Origin of the sequence: Bacteroides propionicigenes, assembly GCF_018390535.1 — a bacterium.
Classification (GTDB): Bacteria; Bacteroidota; Bacteroidia; order Bacteroidales; family Bacteroidaceae; genus Bacteroides; species Bacteroides propionicigenes.
Genome location: NZ_JAHBBW010000012.1, coordinates 17,075 through 37,864, shown reverse-complemented (window position 1 = coordinate 37,864; position 20,790 = coordinate 17,075). Strand labels below are relative to the sequence as shown.

At 43.9% G+C, this 20,790-nt stretch carries 14 protein-coding genes; 8 read left to right on the top strand and 6 right to left on the bottom strand.

The window, feature by feature from the left end:
• Position 1: 1 nt before the first annotated feature.
• The 5 genes from KG118_RS13910 to KG118_RS13890 all read right to left on the bottom strand — a co-directional run bounded on the left by KG118_RS13910 (position 2) and on the right by KG118_RS13890 (position 9,394).
• Positions 2-1,792, bottom strand: a complete 1,791-nt coding sequence (locus tag KG118_RS13910; protein ID WP_117712082.1) for a chloride channel protein — start codon at positions 1,790-1,792, stop codon at positions 2-4.
• A gap of 5 nt (positions 1,793-1,797) precedes the next feature.
• Complete coding sequence (locus tag KG118_RS13905) at positions 1,798-2,361, bottom strand: L-threonylcarbamoyladenylate synthase (RefSeq protein ID WP_117712084.1); 564 nt, start codon at positions 2,359-2,361, stop codon at positions 1,798-1,800.
• A 161-nt stretch (positions 2,362-2,522) separates the two neighbouring features.
• Positions 2,523-4,415, bottom strand: a complete 1,893-nt coding sequence (locus tag KG118_RS13900) for a glycoside hydrolase family 97 protein (RefSeq protein ID WP_117712279.1) — start codon at positions 4,413-4,415, stop codon at positions 2,523-2,525.
• 166 nt (positions 4,416-4,581) lie between these two features.
• Positions 4,582-6,657, bottom strand: a complete 2,076-nt coding sequence (locus KG118_RS13895; protein WP_117712085.1) for a hypothetical protein — start codon at positions 6,655-6,657, stop codon at positions 4,582-4,584.
• 154 nt (positions 6,658-6,811) lie between these two features.
• On the bottom strand, positions 6,812-9,394 hold the full coding sequence (locus KG118_RS13890) for a glycoside hydrolase family 31 protein (RefSeq protein WP_117712087.1): 2,583 nt from the start codon (positions 9,392-9,394) through the stop codon (positions 6,812-6,814).
• Positions 9,395-9,865: 471 nt separating this feature from the next.
• Between KG118_RS13890 and KG118_RS13885 the strand changes: the two genes are divergently transcribed.
• Complete coding sequence (locus tag KG118_RS13885; protein WP_117712089.1) at positions 9,866-10,300, top strand: acyl-CoA thioesterase; 435 nt, start codon at positions 9,866-9,868, stop codon at positions 10,298-10,300.
• A 49-nt stretch (positions 10,301-10,349) separates the two neighbouring features.
• On the opposite strand, the gene yaaA is transcribed toward KG118_RS13885, so the two are convergent.
• A complete protein-coding gene (gene yaaA, locus KG118_RS13880; RefSeq protein WP_213388553.1) occupies positions 10,350-11,114 on the bottom strand; it encodes a peroxide stress protein YaaA in 765 nt (254 codons plus the stop codon).
• 240 nt (positions 11,115-11,354) lie between these two features.
• Here yaaA and recJ point away from each other — a divergent pair, with 240 nt between their 5' ends.
• The 7 genes from recJ to KG118_RS13845 all read left to right on the top strand — a co-directional run bounded on the left by recJ (position 11,355) and on the right by KG118_RS13845 (position 20,725).
• The gene (gene recJ, locus KG118_RS13875) at positions 11,355-13,070 is read left to right on the top strand and encodes a single-stranded-DNA-specific exonuclease RecJ (protein ID WP_117712092.1); all 1,716 of its coding nucleotides are present in this window, start codon (positions 11,355-11,357) and stop codon (positions 13,068-13,070) included.
• 137 nt (positions 13,071-13,207) lie between these two features.
• The gene (locus tag KG118_RS13870; protein WP_117712094.1) at positions 13,208-15,133 is read left to right on the top strand and encodes a RecQ family ATP-dependent DNA helicase; all 1,926 of its coding nucleotides are present in this window, start codon (positions 13,208-13,210) and stop codon (positions 15,131-15,133) included.
• 78 nt (positions 15,134-15,211) lie between these two features.
• The gene (locus KG118_RS13865; RefSeq protein ID WP_117712095.1) at positions 15,212-16,171 is read left to right on the top strand and encodes a tetratricopeptide repeat protein; all 960 of its coding nucleotides are present in this window, start codon (positions 15,212-15,214) and stop codon (positions 16,169-16,171) included.
• A 307-nt stretch (positions 16,172-16,478) separates the two neighbouring features.
• Complete coding sequence (locus tag KG118_RS13860) at positions 16,479-17,327, top strand: prephenate dehydratase (protein ID WP_117712097.1); 849 nt, start codon at positions 16,479-16,481, stop codon at positions 17,325-17,327.
• Positions 17,308-18,483, top strand: coding sequence for a pyridoxal phosphate-dependent aminotransferase (locus KG118_RS13855; protein WP_117712099.1), 1,176 nt, complete (start codon positions 17,308-17,310; stop codon positions 18,481-18,483). Before KG118_RS13860 ends, KG118_RS13855 begins: the two co-directional genes overlap by 20 nt.
• Before the next feature lie 211 nt (positions 18,484-18,694).
• Positions 18,695-19,762 carry a bifunctional 3-deoxy-7-phosphoheptulonate synthase/chorismate mutase type II gene (locus KG118_RS13850; protein ID WP_117712101.1) on the top strand — a complete coding sequence of 356 codons (1,068 nt, stop codon included), beginning with the start codon at positions 18,695-18,697 and terminating at the stop codon, positions 19,760-19,762.
• Positions 19,763-19,951: 189 nt separating this feature from the next.
• Positions 19,952-20,725: a prephenate dehydrogenase gene (locus KG118_RS13845; RefSeq protein ID WP_117712103.1), complete on the top strand. Its 774-nt coding sequence runs from the start codon at positions 19,952-19,954 to the stop codon at positions 20,723-20,725.
• The last annotated feature ends 65 nt before the right edge of the window (positions 20,726-20,790 follow it).

Sequence of the window (20,790 nt, the reverse complement as noted above, 5' to 3'; positions counted from 1 at the left end):
TTTAATCTTCTGAAAAATGTACCAACACCTGACGGTACGAATTGAATATTTTTGATTTGGAAACAAAGCCGAGATATTTGCCTTCTTCATCTACCACCGGCAAATTCCATGCTTTCGTATCATCGAAAGTACGCATCACCTGCTCCATACTATCCGTATCATAAAGCCGTGCCGGAGCAGAAGTCATCAGCTTACCCACCGTAAAACGATGATACAGTTCCTGACGGAACATTATATTACGTATATCGTCCAGCAAAACAATGCCTATCAGTTTATTTTCATTGTCCGTCACCGGGAATATATTACGGTGAGAGGCGGAAATAGCCCTCACCAGTTCGGCGAGATCCATTTCCGGATGTACCACAATAAAGTCTTTCTCTACCACATTTTCCACTTTCATCAAGGTCAATACAGCCTTATCCTTATGATGCGTCAGCAATTCACCTTTCTTTGCCAAACGCATGGAGTAGATACTATGCGGTTCAAAAACAATAATCGTCAAATATGAGCTGACTGAAACTATCATCAACGGCAGGAACAAATCATAGCCTCCGGTTAATTCGGCAATCAGAAACACTCCTGTCAGTGGAGCGTGCATAACTCCGCTCATCACTCCTGCCATGCCCATTAATGCAAAGTTCTTCTCAGGTAGAAAAGCGGTAGTTTCAAAATCATTACTAAAGTGAGAGAATACGAATCCGGCAATGCATCCCAAATACAGAGAAGGTGCAAAAATACCACCGCAGCCACCACCACCGTTTGTCGCACTCGAAGCAAAGACCTTAAACAGGATTATCAGTACCAGATACAACAACAGTAACTGACCGTGTCCGTAGAAGAAAGAGTTATTCATGACTGTATCCCACTCCACATTACTTGTACCATTGAGTAATAATTCTATTGTATCATAGCCTTCACCATAAAGAGGCGGGAAAAGAAATATCAGAATACTCAGCATCGAGCCGCCGACCAACAGTTTCTTGTAAGGGACTCTCAACTTTCCAAACATTCCCTCTACAGCATTCATGGCGCGGGTAAAATAAAGAGATACTAAACCACAAAAGATACCCAGCATAATCACATAAGGAATACGTTCTAACTCAAAAGCCTGATCAAGGTGAAACTTAAACATAGCTTCCGTCCCCGTCACAATATAAGAGACGGTCGCTGCCGTTACTGCCGAAATCAATAGCGGAAGCAATGAAGACATAGTCAAGTCAATCATCAGTACCTCCAGCGTAAAGACAAGCCCTGCAATCGGTGCTTTAAAAATACCGGCCACAGCACCGGCTGCACCACACCCCACCAACAGCATCAGTGTACGATGTTCCATTTTGAACAGACTCCCCAAATTAGAGCCGATAGCCGAACCGGTAAGCACAATCGGTGCTTCGGCTCCAACGGAACCACCGAATCCGATGGTTATGGAACTGGCTATAATAGACGACCATGTATTATGTCGCTTAATTCGCCCTTGTCTGCGGGATATGGCATACAGAATTTTCGTAACTCCATGACTGATATCATCTTTTACGACATAGCGTACAAACAGTCCTGCCAAAAAGATTCCTACTACCGGATATATCAAATACTGGTAATTAGCCTCCGTTGTATCAAAATTCTCTGTAAGAAAATTCTGTATCCAGTGTATCAGCACTTTCAATATCAATGCGGCAAAAGCCGTAAAAATACCGACCAAAAAGCTAAGAAGTAAGATAAACCGTTTTTCCTTAACATTCTTCTCACGCCAAATGATAAAGCGTTGCAACCAACCTCTTTCTTTTCCAGCCATTTTTCTTATTCCCGGATTATTTTGATCACACCACCTTTATCCAACTTAATAATACTGGACGGTTTCGGATTACTCGTCTCTTCTTGCCGGTAGCCCACAATATAATCTACTGCGGACTTAACCTCTTCACTTATTTCATTGAAACTTTTCGGTGAGGGTTGCCCACTAATATTCGCAGACGTAGAAACAATTGCCTTACGAAACTGCTGGCACAGACGCTTTGAAAACTCCTCATTCGTCACCCTAATACCCACGCTACCGTCTTCTGCCAGCAGATTTGCCGCCAGATTACGTGCACCCGAATAAATAATAGTCAACGGTTTATCTGCCAACTCTATCAAGTCCCATGCCACCTCCGGAACATCCTGAACATAGAAATCCACCTTTACAGAAGAATCTACCAACACAAGCATTGCCTTGCTGTCTTGACGCTGCTTTATTTCATATACACGGCGCACCGCATCTTCATTGGTAGCGTCACAACCGATTCCCCAAATGGTATCGGTGGGATACAGAATCACACCACCCTCCCGCATTACTTGGCAGGCTTTTTTAATGTCTTCTATCATTTCTTGATATATAAATACAGTGATTAATACGCAAAAGTAGTGTTTTTTATTTTGCTATTACCTATCAAGCACCTATTTAATTTAGAAAGGAGACAAAGCTATAAGACACACTATTACTCTTACCTATCTGAAAATCAACAACAATAAGCAACAGGATATTCTCATTTTATGACGGCTGCAAAGCCACCACGTGGTAAACATTCTATTACCAAATCGTTTTTTTCGTCTGTTAAAGGAATATTTTCTTCAATAGTAAAATGGTTATCATCTACACCATCTTTGAATAAAGAAATTTTCTTACCGCTAACAGGTATTTTATCCAAGGGCACATGAAGAGTACTTGCCTCATTAGTTCCATTAACACCTCCAATATACCACACCTCACCTTTACGACGCGCTATAATCACTTCTTTTCCCGGATAGCCGCCCAGCAACTTCGTATCATCCCAAGCTGTAGGCAATTCTGATAAAAGTTTTTTCACAGGTGCAGGCAGGCTATAATAAACAGACGGTCTATCGGGCATATGTTGTAAAGCTGATTCAAAGATTACAGGCAATGCCAATTCATGAGCATATGAAGTTATATGCGGATGTTGAGAGTTGGAGAAAGTTCCCGGAGTATAATCCATCGGTCCTACCACATTCCTCGTAAAAGGTAAAGTCGCATTATGCTCGGCTGCCCGATTTGTCAATATTGGAGCATTATTATACCATTCCGCGCCATACACACCTTCCACTGACATCATATGAGGATATGTACGTTGCCATCCTCTCGGGATAGTCGCTCCATGAAAATTAATCATCAATTTATACTTTACAGCATCTTCAAGCAAATCTAAATAATAGTTCATGGTAGAAACACTATCACCTGAGAAGAAATCTACTTTAATACCGGCAATTCCCATATTATTTAACCACGCATATTCTTTCTCTCGGTTCTCTTTCTTGTTCAAGCGATACAAGGGGCCAGGACCAATCCAGTTGGTACTTGAATTATACCAAAGAAGCGGTTTTATTCCTTTGCCCAAGGCATATTTCACCGCGTCTTCAAGAGTTCCTCCATTTCCCATTTCATCCCATTCCCAATCTATCAAATCATAAGGCCAATTCATTTCAACGGCCAAATCAATATATTCCTTTACTTTTTGATAATCCTTAGAGCCATGGTTATGTGCCCAATATATCCAAGATACCATACCGGAATTTATCCATTCCGTATTTTCCACTTTAGAAGGATCTGATACATCTGTCACCAATGTCGATTCTACAATATCAGACAGAGTTCCTATAATGAGCACCCTCCAAGGAGAAACCCATATCCCCTCTGCGACCTGCTTTTTATCAGCCAAACTAACCTGATACCTATCACGGTCATTACCATTAGATAAAAAAGAGCCGCAATGTCCCCGCCTGATATTCGCTTCCGTTATCAATACAAATACAGAATCACACAATTCAACAAGGCCGGGATATCCCCAAAGATTAACTTCCGGACGGCCTGCCAACGTTCCGTCTGTCGACAATGGAAAAAACTTTTCGTAGCCCGGATCATATTGTTGCATCCACCTTTTAACCCCTTGCGGAACATTATACGCAGTGTACTCATCAATGACATACTCTTTATCTGCAGTCGTATTAATCGCATATTTGAAAGCAACTCCGTCGTCATATACTCTGAATGTTATATCCAACACCTCGCCTTTTTTATTCTCAAAAGAATAGACTCTTTCAGAAGCATCGTTCACGCAATGGCTGCGTTTTCCCGTTATCATTTCATAATCATCAACAACCTGTGTTACCCCGGATACTGATTTTAGCTTCAAATCTCCACAAAACTTCTGCACATCTGTCGCCAACCCCAATTCCGTTTTAGAAAGAACCGGCTCCCCTTTATAATATACAGAAAAAGTGACTGCACCATAGACATCTTCTTCAGCCGGCTCCACCATTACTTTCAGTTTACCTGCCGGAGATGTTATTTCAAACAAGTTTGTGCTGCACGAACTAATGATAATACCGGCTAATATTAGCCATATACACTTTACTAATTTCATATTCTCTTTCATTCTATAAATTAACAGGTAAACAAAACTGACATTTTCCATTAATATTACTCTCTCGGAGAGTTTATCTGCATTTATATAAGAGAGGAAGTGCAAAACGATAACTGCAATTCGTTTTACACATCCTCATCATCAAACCAGAAGATTGTTGACAATTTTATAATATGGAAGACTTAAATTTAATCTTGTAGGTCTTTACCACCCCCTTATTGTCAAACTTCACAACAGCTGTTCTTGAATCCGAATCGGCTTGAGTAACGACTATTTTCACTTTCTTATCTGTTACAGAAGCAGATACTGTCGGAAACTCTGTTACCTCAGACGGAAGTTCATAAACCGTCTCGTATAAGTCATAGCCGGTAATACCATTTTTCTCTGTGGAACGGACAGGCGTTACCGGGATTTCAACAGGCTTTCCATTAACCGTTATATTTATTTCAGGAACAAGCGGACGAACTATTTTCTTCTTTTTTGAACTAAAACCTAAGCCAATCAGATCAAAAAGTTCTTCTCCTTCACCTTCCGCTACAAGAAATATTGCATGTTTCTTATCTAAGTGGTCTACAAATTGTGATACATCAACCGCAAATTGAGTTACTTCCTGCACCGAATTTTCCGGAACCACAATTTCACCAATTTTTGTCCCTTTCCAAACCTTATTATCCCATGGACCATCCAACCATACATTAACTTTGAATGTTCTTGAGGTCTTTGGTGTAAGGAAAAGATTAAATGCTGTTTTGTTCCCTTTTTGAGTTCCTTTGAAAGCTTTCAAGCCTAACTTATCTTTATCCAGTCCACCGAAACCAAAATATTTATATCCTATTATATGACCATTCTTCACATTAGTAATAGAAGCATGATTATCCCAAATATCCCATGAATCTTGTTGAAGACTAACATCAGAAAGATAACATGCAAACCCGGCTGAATAATACCGATAAGGATCAAGACCAAAAATATGAAAACCCTCTGAAGTTACCTCAGCACCCTTATATTCATAACCTTGCGCATCTTTAGCTGTCCAAATACTATCTTTTGCATACGGATTATACCCCTTGATGGAAACTCTTCCACCCTCAGCCACAGGCTTCTCATCCCATTCCACATGAATTGGAGCTACTACCGACTGGCGTGCATTTCCAAATCCACGAGGTGGACGGTGATAAAACACATACCATTGTCCATTAATCTGTTCTATACTGCCATGAGTATTATGCGCCGCATTAGTTGTCTGTAATCGGGTACCATCTTGATTCAACACCGGTGCACGTGAATCAACCAAAACACCACCACTCTTCCATGGACCCAATGGCGAATCACCATAAGCATAACGCAAAGTGGAATTTGTCATACCCAATCCGTATTCACGACCGGAATATCCGCTGTAAATGGTTACATATTTATTTCCAATCTTACGAATAGAAGAGGCTTCAAAGAAATTAAATGCCTTAAGATCCTCTCCCGGATAAATATGTGGGTATGAAATCGAATCGCGGGTAGAACCATTTCTACGGCCTGCAGGCATAAAATATGGAATAACATCTGTTCCGGGACGTACGGAATACATCGTATTTTGATCTAACTGGGCTGCTAATGAACGCTGGAATCCCCAATATCCGTATGCTCTGAAGCCTATTTCATAGTCAGGATCATTAGGATCTGTAACATACTCAATATACACAGAAGGGTCAAATCCCATAATACTTCCGGGTAATGTTTTCGTACCGTCAGCAGTCAAATTGATAGGAGTAAAAGGCCCGTCGGGACGATCTCCTTTAGCAACCATCGCCTCCCTGTTCCGACCGCGGCTATGAGGATATAAATAATATTCTTTCTTACCGTCTTTTCTTCTTACCTCAACAAGATCGGGAGCATACATCACATCCCATTTTCCTCCTGTCTGATAGGTAAAAATCGGTCCTTCGTCACGCCAACTGGACAAATCTTCAACAGGAGCCGACCACATTCTTATGTCCGCACCGCAATAACTATTAAAACGAAGGTCGTGTGATCCAATGATATAAGCACGATATTTCCCGGGATGATCAGGATCTTCAAAAACACGTGGTTCACCATCAGGCAGATGCTCCCATAATGGTAAATATGGGTTACCTGCTCCTTGATAAACAAATTTAGAAGTCTTTGAGTCACCGCCACCAGCCATTGCTTTCGTTGCTGAAAATCCGCATATAGCCAAAAATAAAAGTAATATTACCGATTTGTTTTTCATGATGTTAAGAATGTAAAATATTATGTCGCAAATGTACACCATTACCATTTATGGGTTCAATAATCATGTTACACATTTATTTCCTGTTGTTACATAATGGACTAAATATGCTTAAATTCAACAATCAAATGCTTTCTTCCGTCTCATGATCTTATTATGGTAATCGGACTGTCATTTTCTTACCTTGATATACAACAGTCTTTTCCGCAGACGGACTTATTATACGGAAAGTTCTACTTAATTGCATACCGGGATATTCTCCTTCTCGTTCTTCTATTGTCAATACTCGTTTATGATTATTCCATTGGAACATAATATTACTGTACGCACCATTCTCGTAATTATAATTATCTCCCTCATCTTCGTATAAAGTAAATGAAGCATCTTCACCCGGATAAATATATATTTCCAGTGGAGTATTAGGTCTTTCCAAAGCATATTGCTTTTTCATACCCATAGGAAGAATAGTTCCCGCTTTTACAAATACCGGAATCCTATCTATTGTAACCGGAATATCAACGTATTGCCCTCCTTCGTAGGTCTTGCCATTCCAAAAATCGACCCAACCTGCCGTATGTTCAGGAAGATAGGTTCTCCAGTTTCGTACATTACCTTGAGTTATAGGATTAATCAATAAAGATTTTCCAAACATATATTCATTTTCTTGTTTCAAGGCCTCTTTGTCTTGTGAAAAGTCAAAAATCAACGGACGCATAAAAGTTCCTCCCTGATAAGCTACAAATGCTGCCTGTGAATAGATATAAGGCAGTAAACGATAGCGCAAATCTAAAAACTCAGAAATAATATGCTCCACCTGTTCACCATATCGCCAAGGTTCTGTCTGGCTCATATAGCCATGAATACGCATCAATGGAAGAAAAGTTCCGGTTTGTATCCAACGCAACATTCGTTCTTGATAGTCTTTACTGGTATACTGATCAGACGGGCGGAAGAAACCACCCGCATCATATGTCCACCAAGGCAAACCGGTTGCCATTTGTCCTAAGCCACCGGCTATTTGCCGACGAAGTGTTTCCCAATCATTACCGACATCGCCCGACCATGTTACTGCACCATACCGTTGTATACCCGAGAAACCGCTTCGCGTCAATATCATGGCACGTCGTCCCGGGTCATCTTTGCGTAAACCTTCATAAACTGTCTTATTTACAAATAACGGGTAAACATTACGAAAGAACTCACCCGGCGTTTTCCCGTTATTTACTCGGCGATTCAACAAGTCATCGTTTTCAGGCTCAGTAGCATCTTGCCACCACGCATCAATTTTATAAGGTTTCAACAATTTACCACTAAAATTCTGCCAATAGAATGCAGCGGCATCAGGATTAAAGAAATCAATCCAATCCGTACCGGGGATATAAAATCCTTTTGACTCCATTTGTTTGCCAAGTGTCGATTGCTTGTCTATCTTAGACCAAACGGATAGCATCAGGTGCATATTCATGTCATGAAGTTCACGAACCATTTTACCCGGATCCGGATATTTACTTTCATCAAATTGCATAGCATTCCAGCCATATTTCCCCCACCATTGCCAATCTTGTACAATCACATCCACAGGCAGTTTACGTTTCCTAAATTCACGTGCATTTTCCAGTAATTCACTCTGAGTATTATAGCGCTCCCGGCAATGTATATAGCCCAATGCCCAAAGTGGCAACATAGGAGTCTCACCTGTCAACTGCCTATAACCGGCTACTATTTCATCTGCACTTCCGGAGAATACAGTATAGTCCAATGACCGGGCCACCGGTGAACGAAAAACAGTCTCATCAGTCACTTGTCTCCAATATAATACAGGAGCATCTTCCTGTACGCCTTGCACTTCAACAAAATGTTCCCCCTTCGATAAATTTACAATAACTGAAGTTGTGGGTGGAAGCCACAAATTATTGACATCAACAATTTTATTCCCATCAATAGAAATGTAATGTTTACGCGCCATGCGTTGTCCTACATCCAGCAACAATCCGTACTGTCCGTCAGCCGGGACACTAAATCTTGCCGTAAACGACTTAAAAAACCGAGTTTCACGCTTATTGCCTTTTGTACTTGTTGCATCTACCGTAACCGCTTGCACACCGGTTTCTGCAGGTAACAGCTTTACAGATTCATCAGCCGGATTAAAATCCGTCAGACCATAGTTATTCCACAATATACCATACCCCTTATTGGAAAGGACAAAAGGAACTGCTATTTGCGTATTTACCTGCGTAAGACGTCTGGTTAACCCTCGCACATTCAAGTAACCGTCTTGAAACTGTCCCGTACCAAACAAATATTCATCAACAGGCGATAAAAAATGTTGTTCAACCTCAAAAACCGGTTCCCCTTGAACCGTAGAATTTTGCAACACACGTCCTCCTTCTTTCTCTTGCAAAATAATCTGCCCTTTAGAATCAGTAAAAGTCAATGTATGACGCAACTTATCATAAACAACAATTATTTTATCAAGAGAAAGCTTTAATGATTTACTATCCTCTTTTATCTTATACACAGGAGACTCTACCTCTTCCGTATAAATTAACTCTTGCTCCGGAATATTTTTTTCTTTGGTAAACCTTATACGAACTGCATTCTGATTGAGCGGTTGTAAAGAAAGGATTCCTGCAGGCAATTCAATGTCTACACCACTGTTTTTAAAAGATTCACTTTGAGCAAAAACTGTAAAACTGGCAATTAACAACGTAAATAAAAATAGTGTTTTTCGTGTCATATTTTGTGTTTTTAACAAATCGGTTATAATAATTATAGCAAAACATATTGCTACAAGGACTTACAACAAAGATATAGTACCTTTATTTCTGCACCTATTCCGTTACCATAAAAAATCAACGTAACGCTTTACGTTGATTTTAATTCATATTAACAAGTACTATCACTCATCGCACTTATCGAGATAAATGAAACTTTACCATATCCCGATAATTCTACTCTACTAATCTTATCCGGAATAATTTACTTTTGCCGGATAACGATTTGATAAGTATTTGATTCTCTATTCATTAATTACAAATCTATGAATAGACAGTAAACTTTAATAGGATTAAAAAGAAAAAGCTCTATCTTTGCTCAAGATTAACAGTATATTTTAGTTTATTTATTGAGACATTGATTATCTTTATTCCCGTACATTGCAAATTTTGCATTTTACGTTGATATTACAAACAAAGTTTAAGGAAAAACAATGGAAGAGATTAAATTTAACCACACATTACCTATACAATTGCGTTTTAACGACGTTGACAAATTCGGTCACGTCAACAACACCGTCTACTTTTCTTTTTACGATTTGGGTAAAACTGAATATTTCGCTTCCGTATGTCCACACGTCGACTGGCAAAAAGACGGGATTGTCGTTGTCCACATAGAAGCCGACTTCCTTGCACAAATTTATAGCTCCGACCACATTGCCGTACAGACTGCCGTAACTAAAATCGGGACAAAAAGTTTTCACCTTGCCCAACGTGTTATAGACACGGAAACACACGAAGTGAAATGTATCTGTACCTCCGTTATGGTAACTTACGACCTTAACAAACATGAGTCCAAACCGCTGACAGAAGAATGGATTGATGCTATCTGCAAATACGAAGGACGGGATTTATGCAAAAAACAATAAAGCAATGTTTTCCGTAACATTATCATATCTATTGGCTAACGGTTAATTTTCATCCCAACGTAAACAACAGATGACTGTCCGTACTGCGTTTTTCATCGAAAGCAAAGCCTTCCCATGAAAAACTTCTCAAATCTTCAGGACGTTCTATACGGTTCTTGATGATGTAGCGCACCATTTCCCCCCGGCACATTTTTGCATAAATAACAATAGTCTTCAACTGCCCGTCTTTCCAAACCTGAAAATCAGGCGTAATAACCCGTGCTTCTTTTTCCACCTGCTTCCAGTCAAACAGTTCTTTCATCTCACCGCTTGCCAGATTAACCAATACACCACCCCGTCTTTTAATCTCCTCAATAAAATAATCTGTCAACAACGGTTTCCAATAATTGAACATGGAAAGTCCGCCTTTTTCGGGTAACCGCACATCACCTTCCAAACGATAAGGCTTGATTCCATCCAGCGGACGGAGCAACCCATAAAGAAAAGAAGTAATACGGAGATGATTTTGTGCATAACGAAAATCATCAGCCGTAAAGTCCTTTGGCAAGACACGTTTAAAGACAGCTCCCGTATATGCACCAATCGCCGGCATAGGTTGATTGTCTTCCGAACAGAAATCGTGAAAACGAATCCTGTTTTCCGCTGCAATCTTGGCATTCACCTTCAAGAGTTTTTCCAACTCTATGGCAGGTATCTGCGACATTTCCAACGCATTCTGCACAGCCTCCGTTTCAAAATGCGGAACGGTGACTTCAGGCACTTTCAAGGAGCAGCGCGACGCCATAGTCTTGGCGCAAGAAATGAAAGTAAGCATAATCTCAACCTGTTTTTAATGAATAAAAGAGTCCTACTTATTTAGACCCTACAAAAATAAAAGGATTTTAGGAGAGAATACGCATCGTTAAGAATATTTTCTATAGAATTCACATCGGTTTCAAGAGTTTTTCATACCTTTACAGCTTGTTGGAGAAATAGCATACAGCAAGCGGGCAGTGAAAACTCCCTTTTTATTCTCCGGCACTTTGCGATAGAAAAAGAAAAAATAATATATAAAATGACTCACAAATGGAATTATTTACCCATTACATCCGATCAGGCAGAAGCAAGCCAACGACTGGCCCAAGAATTAGGGATTAGCCCAGTACTTGGGGAATTGCTGGTGGAGCGGGGAATAACAACGGCAGCAACAGCCAAGAAGTTTTTCCGCCCGCAACTACCGGATTTGCACGACCCGTTCCTTATGAAAGATATGGACGTGGCCATAGAGCGCCTGAACAAGGCAATGGGAAAGAAAGAGCGCATTCTGATTTATGGAGATTACGATGTAGACGGAACCACCGCCGTGGCTTTGGTCTACAAGTTTATTCAACAGTTCTACTCGAACATAGACTATTACATACCCGACCGCTACAATGAAGGGTATGGAGTTTCAACCAAAGGTGTGGACTACGCCGCCGAAACCGGTGTGGGATTGATTATCGTATTGGATTGCGGCATCAAGGCCGTAGACGAAATCGCATACGCCAAAGAAAAAGGCATCGATTTCATCATCTGCGACCACCACGTGCCCGATGAAGTATTACCTCCTGCCGTAGCCATATTGAACGCCAAGCGCGAAGACAACACCTATCCCTACGAACACCTTTCGGGTTGCGGGGTAGGCTTTAAATTCATGCAGGCGTTTGCCATCAGCAACGGCATTGAGTTTCATCATCTGATTCCCCTATTGGACTTGGTTGCGGTCAGCATCGCTTCGGACATCGTACCGATTATGGGAGAGAACCGCATACTTGCCTATCACGGTCTGAAACAGCTCAACAGCAATCCGAGCGTAGGCTTGAAAGCCATTATCGACGTATGCGGACTGTCGGAAAAGGAGATTACCGTCAGCGATATAGTATTCAAGATAGGCCCGCGCATCAACGCATCGGGACGCATCCAGAACGGTAAGGAAGCGGTAGACTTGCTGACAGAAAAGGACTTCTCGCTTGCCTTGGAGAAAGCCGGGCAAATCAACCAATATAACGAAACCCGTAAGGACCTCGACAAGACAATGACCGAGGAGGCGAATCAAATCGTTGCCGAACTGGAAGGGCTGGCCGACCGCCGTTCTATCGTATTGTACAACGAAGACTGGCATAAAGGAGTAATCGGCATTGTCGCTTCCCGCCTGACGGAAGTATATTATCGTCCCGCCGTAGTGCTGACACGTACGGATGACATGGCAACCGGTTCGGCACGTTCCGTTTCCGGCTTCGATGTGTACAAAGCCATTGAATACTGCAGGGATTTGCTGGAGAACTTCGGCGGTCACACCTATGCCGCCGGCCTGTCCATGAAAGTGGAAAACGTCCCCGCCTTCACCGAACGCTTTGAAGAATTCGTTTCACAGCATATCCTGCCTGAACAAACCAGCGCCGTAATCGACATCAATGCAGAAATAGACTTCCGGGATATTACACCCAAATTCTGCAACGATTTAAAGAAGTTCAACCCGTTTGGTCCCGACAATACCAAGCCTGTATTCTGTACCCATAACGTGTACGACTACGGAACCAGTAAAGTCGTAGGACGCGACCAAGAACATATCAAACTGGAATTAGTGGATAACAAATCGAACAACGTAATGAACGGCATCGCCTTCGGACAAAGTTCCCACGTTCGCTACATCAAGACCAAACGTTCGTTTGACATTTGCTACACCATTGAAGAAAACACCCACAAACGGGGAGAAGTGCAATTGCAAATTGAAGACATAAAACCGAATTAGCCGAAAAAGGTTGTGTCAAAATATACAGGATGCCTTTTTTAGGCACGGACTACACGGATTTCACAGATTTATTTTATCCTTTTTCCGTGAAATCCGTGTAATCCGCGCCTAAAAAGAAACAAAGAACAAGCGTTTTTATGACATATCTCCTTCAACCTTCAACTCTCAACTCTCAACTCTTAAAACAGTATTGGGGATACGACCGCTTCCGGGGAATCCAGGAAGACATTATCAACAGTATCAGTGAGAATAAAGACACATTGGGACTGATGCCTACGGGCGGCGGCAAGTCCATAACTTTTCAAGTTCCGGCACTTGCCAAAGACGGATTATGTCTGGTCATTACCCCCCTGATAGCCCTGATGAAAGACCAAGTGCAAAATCTAAGGAAGCGAGGCATCAAAGCGCTTGCCATCTACTCCGGCATGAGCCGGCAGGACATCATCACAACTCTCGAAAACTGCATCTTCGGCAACTATAAGTTCCTCTACATCTCTCCCGAACGGCTGGATACGGAAATCTTCCGCACCAAACTGCGGAAAATGAAGGTCAGCATGATTACGGTAGACGAAAGCCATTGCATTTCGCAATGGGGATATGACTTCCGCCCCGCCTACCTGAAAATTGCGGAAATACGTGAACTGCTGCCGGACATACCGGTTTTGGCCCTGACAGCTACCGCCACTCCGGAAGTTGTGAAGGACATCCAAACCCGCTTGCATTTCCGCCGGGAAAATGTATTCCGCATGAGTTTCGAGCGGAACAACCTTGCCTATATCGTCCGCAAGACAGAGAACAAAACAGCCGAACTGCTGCATATATTGCGCAGTATGCCCGGCAGCGCCATTGTATACGTACGCAACCGCCGCCGTACCAAAGAAATCACCGAACTGCTGAATAATGAGGACATCACAGCCGACTTCTACCATGCCGGACTGGACGATGCCACCAAAGACATCCGCCAGCACCGCTGGCAATCCGGTGAAAGCCGCGTCATGGTAGCCACCAATGCCTTCGGAATGGGAATAGACAAGCCGGATGTACGCATCGTTATCCACATGGATTTGCCCGACTCCATAGAAGCCTATTTCCAAGAAGCCGGAAGAGCCGGACGCGACGGGCAAAAGGCCTATGCCGTCATCCTATATGCCAAGTCGGACAAGACCACGCTGCACAAGCGTATACCCGACACTTTTCCTGAAAAGGAGTACATCAAAGATGTGTACGAGCATCTTCAATACTACTACCAGATGGCAATGGGAGACGGACTGGAATGCATGCGTGAGTTCAACATCGAAGATTTCTGCCGCAAGTTCAAGTACTTCCCCGTTCCGGTGGACAGCGCACTGAAAATCCTGACTCAGGCTGGCTATCTGGAATATACCGGCGAACAAGACAACACCTCACGTATTCTCTTCACCATACGCAGAGACGAACTTTACAGGCTACGTGAAATGGGCGAAGATATGGACAAACTCATTCAAGCCGTGCTCCGTTCCTATACAGGGGTATTTACAGACTACACCTATATCAACGAAGATTCGCTTGCCGTGCGCACAGGACTTACCCGCCGGCAAATCTACGAACAGCTGGTTCACCTTGCCAAACTGCGTATCGTAAGCTACATTCCCCACAAAAAGACACCTTATATAATATACACGCGCGAACGCGTGGAGGCGCAACGCATCAATCTCTCCCCGGAAATCTACGAAGAACGGAAAGCCCGTTATGAAGCACGCATCAATTCCATACTGGAGTACGTAACCAATGACACCGTATGCCGCAGCCGTATGCTGCTGGATTACTTCGGAGAGAAGAACGAACATAACTGCGGGCAGTGCGACACCTGCATCAGTCTGCGCAACAAGCCGGCAACCGGCAGGCCGGACCAAAAGGAACTTGCCGGGAAGATACAAGAAATGTTGTCTTCCGCCCCGCAAACTCCCGCCGGTCTGCTCGAACAAATTCAGACGGACAAAGAGCTTTTGACCGAGACATTGCACCAATTATTAGACGAAGGAAAAATTATTGCCGCCAACGGAATACTGCAAATCAAAAAATAAATCATTACTTTTGTGCAGTGCATTCACACATTAATCCTGTCAACCTATTAAAAACATAACTAAAACAATATCACAGCCATGGGATTCTTTAAATCTTTTTTCTCCGGCAAACCGACCAATCCGGAAGAGGAAAAACAAAAAAATATTCAGAAGAACTTTGAGATATTCAAGTATGACGGTATGCGGGCCCAGCGCATGGGACGCGCCGACTATGCCATAAAATGCTTCACCGAAGCCCTTGCACTGCAAGAAGACTTCGAGACAATGGGGTATCTGGCACAAGTGTATATCCAGTCCAACGAACCGGGCGAAGCCCGCAAGCTGTTGGAGAAAATGACCCAAGTGGAACCGGAGCATACCTCCACCTTCCTCACCCTTGCCAACGTCTGCTATATACAAGAGGACTACGCCGCCATGGCGGAAGCCGCCCAAAAAGCCATCGCCATTGAAGAAGGCAATGCCATGGCGCATTATCTGCTGGGCAAAGCCGACAACGGGCAGGACGACGGCATCATGTGCATCGCCCATCTCACAAAGGCCATCGTACTGAAGGACGACTTCACCGAAGCCCGTCTGTTGCGTGCCGAAGCCCTGACGAAGATGCAGCAATACAAAGAAGCCATGGAAGACATAGACGCCATACTTGCCCAAGACCCGGACGACGAAAGCGCCATACTGCTCCGCGGAAAGATAAAAGAAGCAACCGGCGCCGAAGCCGAAGCGGAAGCCGACTACCTCCATATAACCGAGCTGAATCCGTTCAACGAGCAAGCATTCCTCTACTTGGGACAGCTGTATATCGTTCAGAAAAAGCTGGCCGAAGCTATCGCCTTGTTCGACGAGGCCATTGAGCTGAATCCCAACTTTGCCCAAGCCTACCACGAACGCGGGCGTGCCAAACTGCTGAACGGCGACAAAGAAGGTTCTATGGAAGACATGAAGCGCGGACTGGAACTGAACCCGAAAGACCTGCAAGGATTCACCGGACAATATGGCAATCAGCCGGGCAACAATACGACAAATGTATTGGGATTGTAAAAGATTATCTATAAATTGATGCAAATATCAAAAAAAACATTGTTTTTTATTTGCGTATAAAAGAAAAGTATTACTTTTGTCGCGTAATTCAAAACAAAAAAACAGCAAGGATGAAATCATTTACTTATGCATATTACTTCTTTTTTTACTTTTACTTTAGCCGGAAAGTAGAGCGGGAGTTTGTATGTGTCAAGTGACAGTGATGCTTAAGAACTGAATAGAGAACTAAGTAATATATAGAATCCCGCTCCATTGTATGGAAGCGGGATTTTTTTGTAGCATAAACTAAGAAAAAAAATAGTCAGGAATGAAAAAAGTAGCCATTCAAGGAACATTAGGTTCGTATCACGACATTGCCGCACACAAGTACTTCGAGGGAGAAGAAATACAGCTTATCTGCTGTGCCAGCTTTGAAGATGTATTTGCAGCTGTCAAGAAAGACAGCCAGACCATAGGTATGCTGGCAATAGAAAATACGATTGCAGGCAGCTTGCTGCACAACAATGAGCTTCTGCGCCAAAGCGGCGCGCAGATTGTAGGCGAATATAAGTTGCGCATCTCGCACAGTTTCGTCTGCCTGCCCGAAGAGGATTGGGACGACATCACCGAAGTAAATTCCCATCCCATCGCTCTGATGCAGTGCCGCGAGTTCCTCGGGCAGCACCCCCGCATCAAGGTAGTGGAAGGTGAAGACACCGCCCTCAGCGCGGAGACTATCAAGAAAGAGAACCTGAAAGGGCACGCCGCCATCTGTTCCAAAGCCGCCGCCGAACGCTATGGCATGAAGATTCTGCAGGAAGGCATCGAAACAAACAAGCACAACTTCACCCGCTTTCTGGTTGTGGCAGACCCGTGGCAGGTGGACGAGCTGAACCGCCACCGCAGCAAGGAGGTAAACAAGGCAAGCATGGTATTCACACTGCCGCATACCGAAGGAAGCCTCTCACAGGTATTGTCCATCCTGTCTTTCTACCGCATCAACCTGACAAAGATACAATCACTGCCTATCATCGGGCGCGAATGGGAATATCAATTCTATGTAGACGTAGTTTTCGACAATGTACTGAAGTATAAACAATCTATCGTGGCCATCACCCCACTGACCAAAGAACTTAAAATATTAGGAGAATACGAAGATGGAAAATCAAATATCTAAAATAAAGCCCGCCGACCGGCTGGCAAGCGTAAGCGAATACTACTTCTCTAAAAAACTGAAAGAGGTGGCGCAGATGAACGCCGAAGGCAAGGATGTAATCAGTCTGGGCATCGGAAGCCCCGATATGCCCCCTTCGGAAAGTACCATACAGACACTTTGCGATGCGGCGCGCAACCCCGACGGACATGGCTACCAACCCTACGTGGGCATCCCCGAGCTGCGCCGCAGCTTTGCCGGCTGGTATAAGAAATGGTACGGCGTGGAGTTGAACCCGAACACGGAAATACAGCCGCTCATCGGTTCCAAAGAAGGTATTCTGCACGTCACGCTGGCTTTCGTCAATCCCGGCGAACAGGTATTGGTTCCCAATCCCGGCTATCCCACCTATACATCATTGAGCAAGATACTGGGCGCAGAGGTAGTGAACTACAACCTGAAAGAGGAAAACGGCTGGATGCCCGACTTCGACGAACTGGAGAAAATGGATATGAGCCGCGTAAAACTGATGTGGACCAATTATCCCAATATGCCGACAGGAGCGAATGCCACACCGGAACTTTACCAAAAGCTGGTGGACTTTGCACGGCGAAAGGACATTGTCATCGTCAACGACAACCCGTACAGCTTTATCCTGAACGAACGCCCTATCAGCATCCTCAGCATTCCGGGAGCAAAGGAATGCTGCATCGAGTTCAACTCCATGAGTAAAAGCCACAATATGCCGGGTTGGCGCATCGGCATGCTCGCATCCAATGCAGACTTCGTACAATGGATACTGAAAGTGAAGAGCAACATAGACAGCGGTATGTTCCGCGCCATGCAGCTGGCCGCCGCCACCGCCCTCGAAGCCGGTGAAGAATGGTACGAAGGCAACAATAAGAACTATCGCGGACGCCGCCGGCTGGCAGGAGAAATCATGCATGAGTTGGGATGCGCTTACGATGAGAATCAGGTGGGTATGTTCCTTTGGGGAAAGATACCCGACAGCTGCGCCGATGTAGAGGAGCTGACCGAACGGGTGTTGCACGAAGCGCGCGTATTCATCACTCCGGGATTTATCTTCGGCAGCAACGGAAAAAGATACATCCGCATCTCGCTTTGCTGCAAGGACAACAAACTGGCGGAAGCGTTGAAACGCATCAAGGAAATGAAGTAATATCTTTACAGAAGGCTTCTGTCCCGAGAAAGGCGGCATCCGTTTTACTAAAACGGATACGGAGATTTACTAAAACTCCGGCAAAGATTTACTAAAACGTCCGTCCTGTTTTAGTAAATTCAGCAACCGGGCTCAGGAAGGGTTCTTCACAAGAACAAGAGAGACTGAGAAATATTTATACAGAAAGAATATAATTAAACAGATTAAGAATATGGAACTTGAATTAGAATCTATTTTATTGCCGGGTATCGAAGAGAAACGTCCTTTGGTCATTGCCGGTCCGTGTAGTGCAGAGACAGAAGAACAAGTTATGGACACAGCCAAGCAATTGTCTGCAAAAGGTATGAAGATATTCCGCGCAGGCATCTGGAAACCCCGTACCAAACCGGGCGGTTTCGAGGGTATCGGCGTAGAAGGGCTGTCTTGGCTCAAAGAGGTGAAAAAGGAAACGGGTATGTATGTCTCTACCGAAGTAGCCACCGCCAAGCACGTGTACGAATGTCTGAAAGCCGGAATAGATATACTCTGGATTGGCGCCCGCACCACTGCCAACCCTTTTGCCGTACAGGAAATAGCCGATGCCCTGAAGGGTGTGGACATTCCGGTATTGGTAAAGAACCCCGTGAACCCTGATTTGGAACTATGGATTGGCGCTTTAGAGCGTATCAACAATGCAGGCCTGAAACGTCTTGGAGCCATTCACCGCGGTTTCAGCAGCTACGACAAGAAGCTCTACCGCAACCTGCCACAATGGCACATCCCTATCGAGCTGCGCCGCCGCATTCCCAACCTGCCCATCCTCTGCGACCCGAGCCATATCGGCGGAAAACGTGAACTGGTCGCTCCGCTTTGCCAGCAGGCTATGGACTTAGGCTTCAACGGTTTGATTATCGAAAGCCACTGCAACCCGGATTGCGCATGGAGCGACGCCGCCCAACAGGTTACGCCGGATGTACTGGACTACATCCTTAACCTTCTCGTCATACGCAAGGATACGCAAAGCACCGAAAACCTCAGCGAATTGCGCAAGCAGATTGACGAGTGCGACAACAACCTCATTCAGGAATTAGCCAAAAGAATGCGTGTGGCGCGCGAAATCGGTACATACAAAAAGGAGCATGACATGACGATTCTGCAAACGGGACGCTACAATGAAATTCTTGAGAAACGCGGTTCGCAAGGCGCACTCTGCGGAATGGATTCGGAATTTATCAAGAAAGTGTTTGAAGCGATACACGAGGAAAGTGTACGCCAGCAAATGGAAATTATAAATAAGTGATAAAGTGACCATATAAGTAAATGTGCATAATTAGTTTATACTATCTGTCATTCAGAGCGTAGCGAAGAATCTACTCTCTTGATGTATAACACAGAAAAGAGATTCTTCGCTTCGCTCTGAATGACAGATGCACTTGAGATAAATTAAATTTCAACGCTTATTTAACATTATCACTATAACATCAAGCATATGCGAATATTAATACTCGGAGCCGGGAAGATGGGCTCTTTCTTTACGGATATTTTAAGTTTTCAACACGAGACGGCCGTGTTCGACGTCAACCCGCATCAACTGCGTTTTGTCTACAACACCTACCGTTTCACTACGCTGGAAGAAATCAAGGAGTTTGAGCCGGAGCTGGTTATCAATGCCGCTACGGTGAAATATACACTGGATGCTTTCCGGCAAGTGTTGCCTGTACTGCCCAAAGACTGTATCATCAGCGACATCGCTTCGGTAAAGACAGGACTGAAAAAATTCTATGAAGAAAGCGGTTTCCGCTACGTGTCAACGCATCCCATGTTCGGACCGACGTTTGCCAGCCTGAGCAATCTGAATACGGAAAATGCCATTATCATCAGCGAAGGCGACCACATGGGAAAAATCTTTTTTAAAGACCTATACCAGACCATGAAGCTCAATATCTTTGAGTACACCTTCGACGAACATGATGAAACAGTGGCCTATTCTTTGTCCATTCCTTTCGTTTCAACGTTCGTTTTTGCAGCGGTCATGAAGCATCAGGAGGCTCCGGGAACTACGTTCAAGAAGCATATGGCGATTGCCAAAGGTCTGTTGAGCGAGGACGATTACTTGCTTCAGGAGATTCTGTTCAACCCCCGCACACCCGGACAAGTGGAGAATATCCGCTTGGAACTAAAGCAACTGTTGGAAATTATCACCAATAAGGATGCGGAAGGAATGAAGAAGTATCTGACGAAAATCAGGGAAAAGATTAAATGATGATTTAACTCCCCTTTTCCCGCCCCTGCAAAAAAAAAGTTTTGCAGGGGCTGATTTTATATGTA

What these genes read in the sequence shown, in the direction of transcription:
- KG118_RS13895 (WP_117712085.1), bottom strand. Translation starts at nt 6,657, where the DNA reads ATGAAAAACAAATCGGTAATATTACTTTTATTTTTGGCTATATGCGGA.
- KG118_RS13900 (WP_117712279.1), bottom strand. Translation starts at nt 4,415, where the DNA reads ATGAAATTAGTAAAGTGTATATGGCTAATATTAGCCGGTATTATCATT.
- recJ (WP_117712092.1), top strand. Translation starts at nt 11,355, where the DNA reads ATGACTCACAAATGGAATTATTTACCCATTACATCCGATCAGGCAGAA.
- KG118_RS13890 (WP_117712087.1), bottom strand. Translation starts at nt 9,394, where the DNA reads ATGACACGAAAAACACTATTTTTATTTACGTTGTTAATTGCCAGTTTT.
- KG118_RS13905 (WP_117712084.1), bottom strand. Translation starts at nt 2,361, where the DNA reads ATGATAGAAGACATTAAAAAAGCCTGCCAAGTAATGCGGGAGGGTGGT.
- KG118_RS13885 (WP_117712089.1), top strand. Translation starts at nt 9,866, where the DNA reads ATGGAAGAGATTAAATTTAACCACACATTACCTATACAATTGCGTTTT.
- KG118_RS13850 (WP_117712101.1), top strand. Translation starts at nt 18,695, where the DNA reads ATGGAACTTGAATTAGAATCTATTTTATTGCCGGGTATCGAAGAGAAA.
- KG118_RS13855 (WP_117712099.1), top strand. Translation starts at nt 17,308, where the DNA reads ATGGAAAATCAAATATCTAAAATAAAGCCCGCCGACCGGCTGGCAAGC.
- KG118_RS13870 (WP_117712094.1), top strand. Translation starts at nt 13,208, where the DNA reads ATGACATATCTCCTTCAACCTTCAACTCTCAACTCTCAACTCTTAAAA.
- KG118_RS13865 (WP_117712095.1), top strand. Translation starts at nt 15,212, where the DNA reads ATGGGATTCTTTAAATCTTTTTTCTCCGGCAAACCGACCAATCCGGAA.
- KG118_RS13860 (WP_117712097.1), top strand. Translation starts at nt 16,479, where the DNA reads ATGAAAAAAGTAGCCATTCAAGGAACATTAGGTTCGTATCACGACATT.
- KG118_RS13910 (WP_117712082.1), bottom strand. Translation starts at nt 1,792, where the DNA reads ATGGCTGGAAAAGAAAGAGGTTGGTTGCAACGCTTTATCATTTGGCGT.
- KG118_RS13845 (WP_117712103.1), top strand. Translation starts at nt 19,952, where the DNA reads ATGCGAATATTAATACTCGGAGCCGGGAAGATGGGCTCTTTCTTTACG.
- yaaA (WP_213388553.1), bottom strand. Translation starts at nt 11,114, where the DNA reads ATGCTTACTTTCATTTCTTGCGCCAAGACTATGGCGTCGCGCTGCTCC.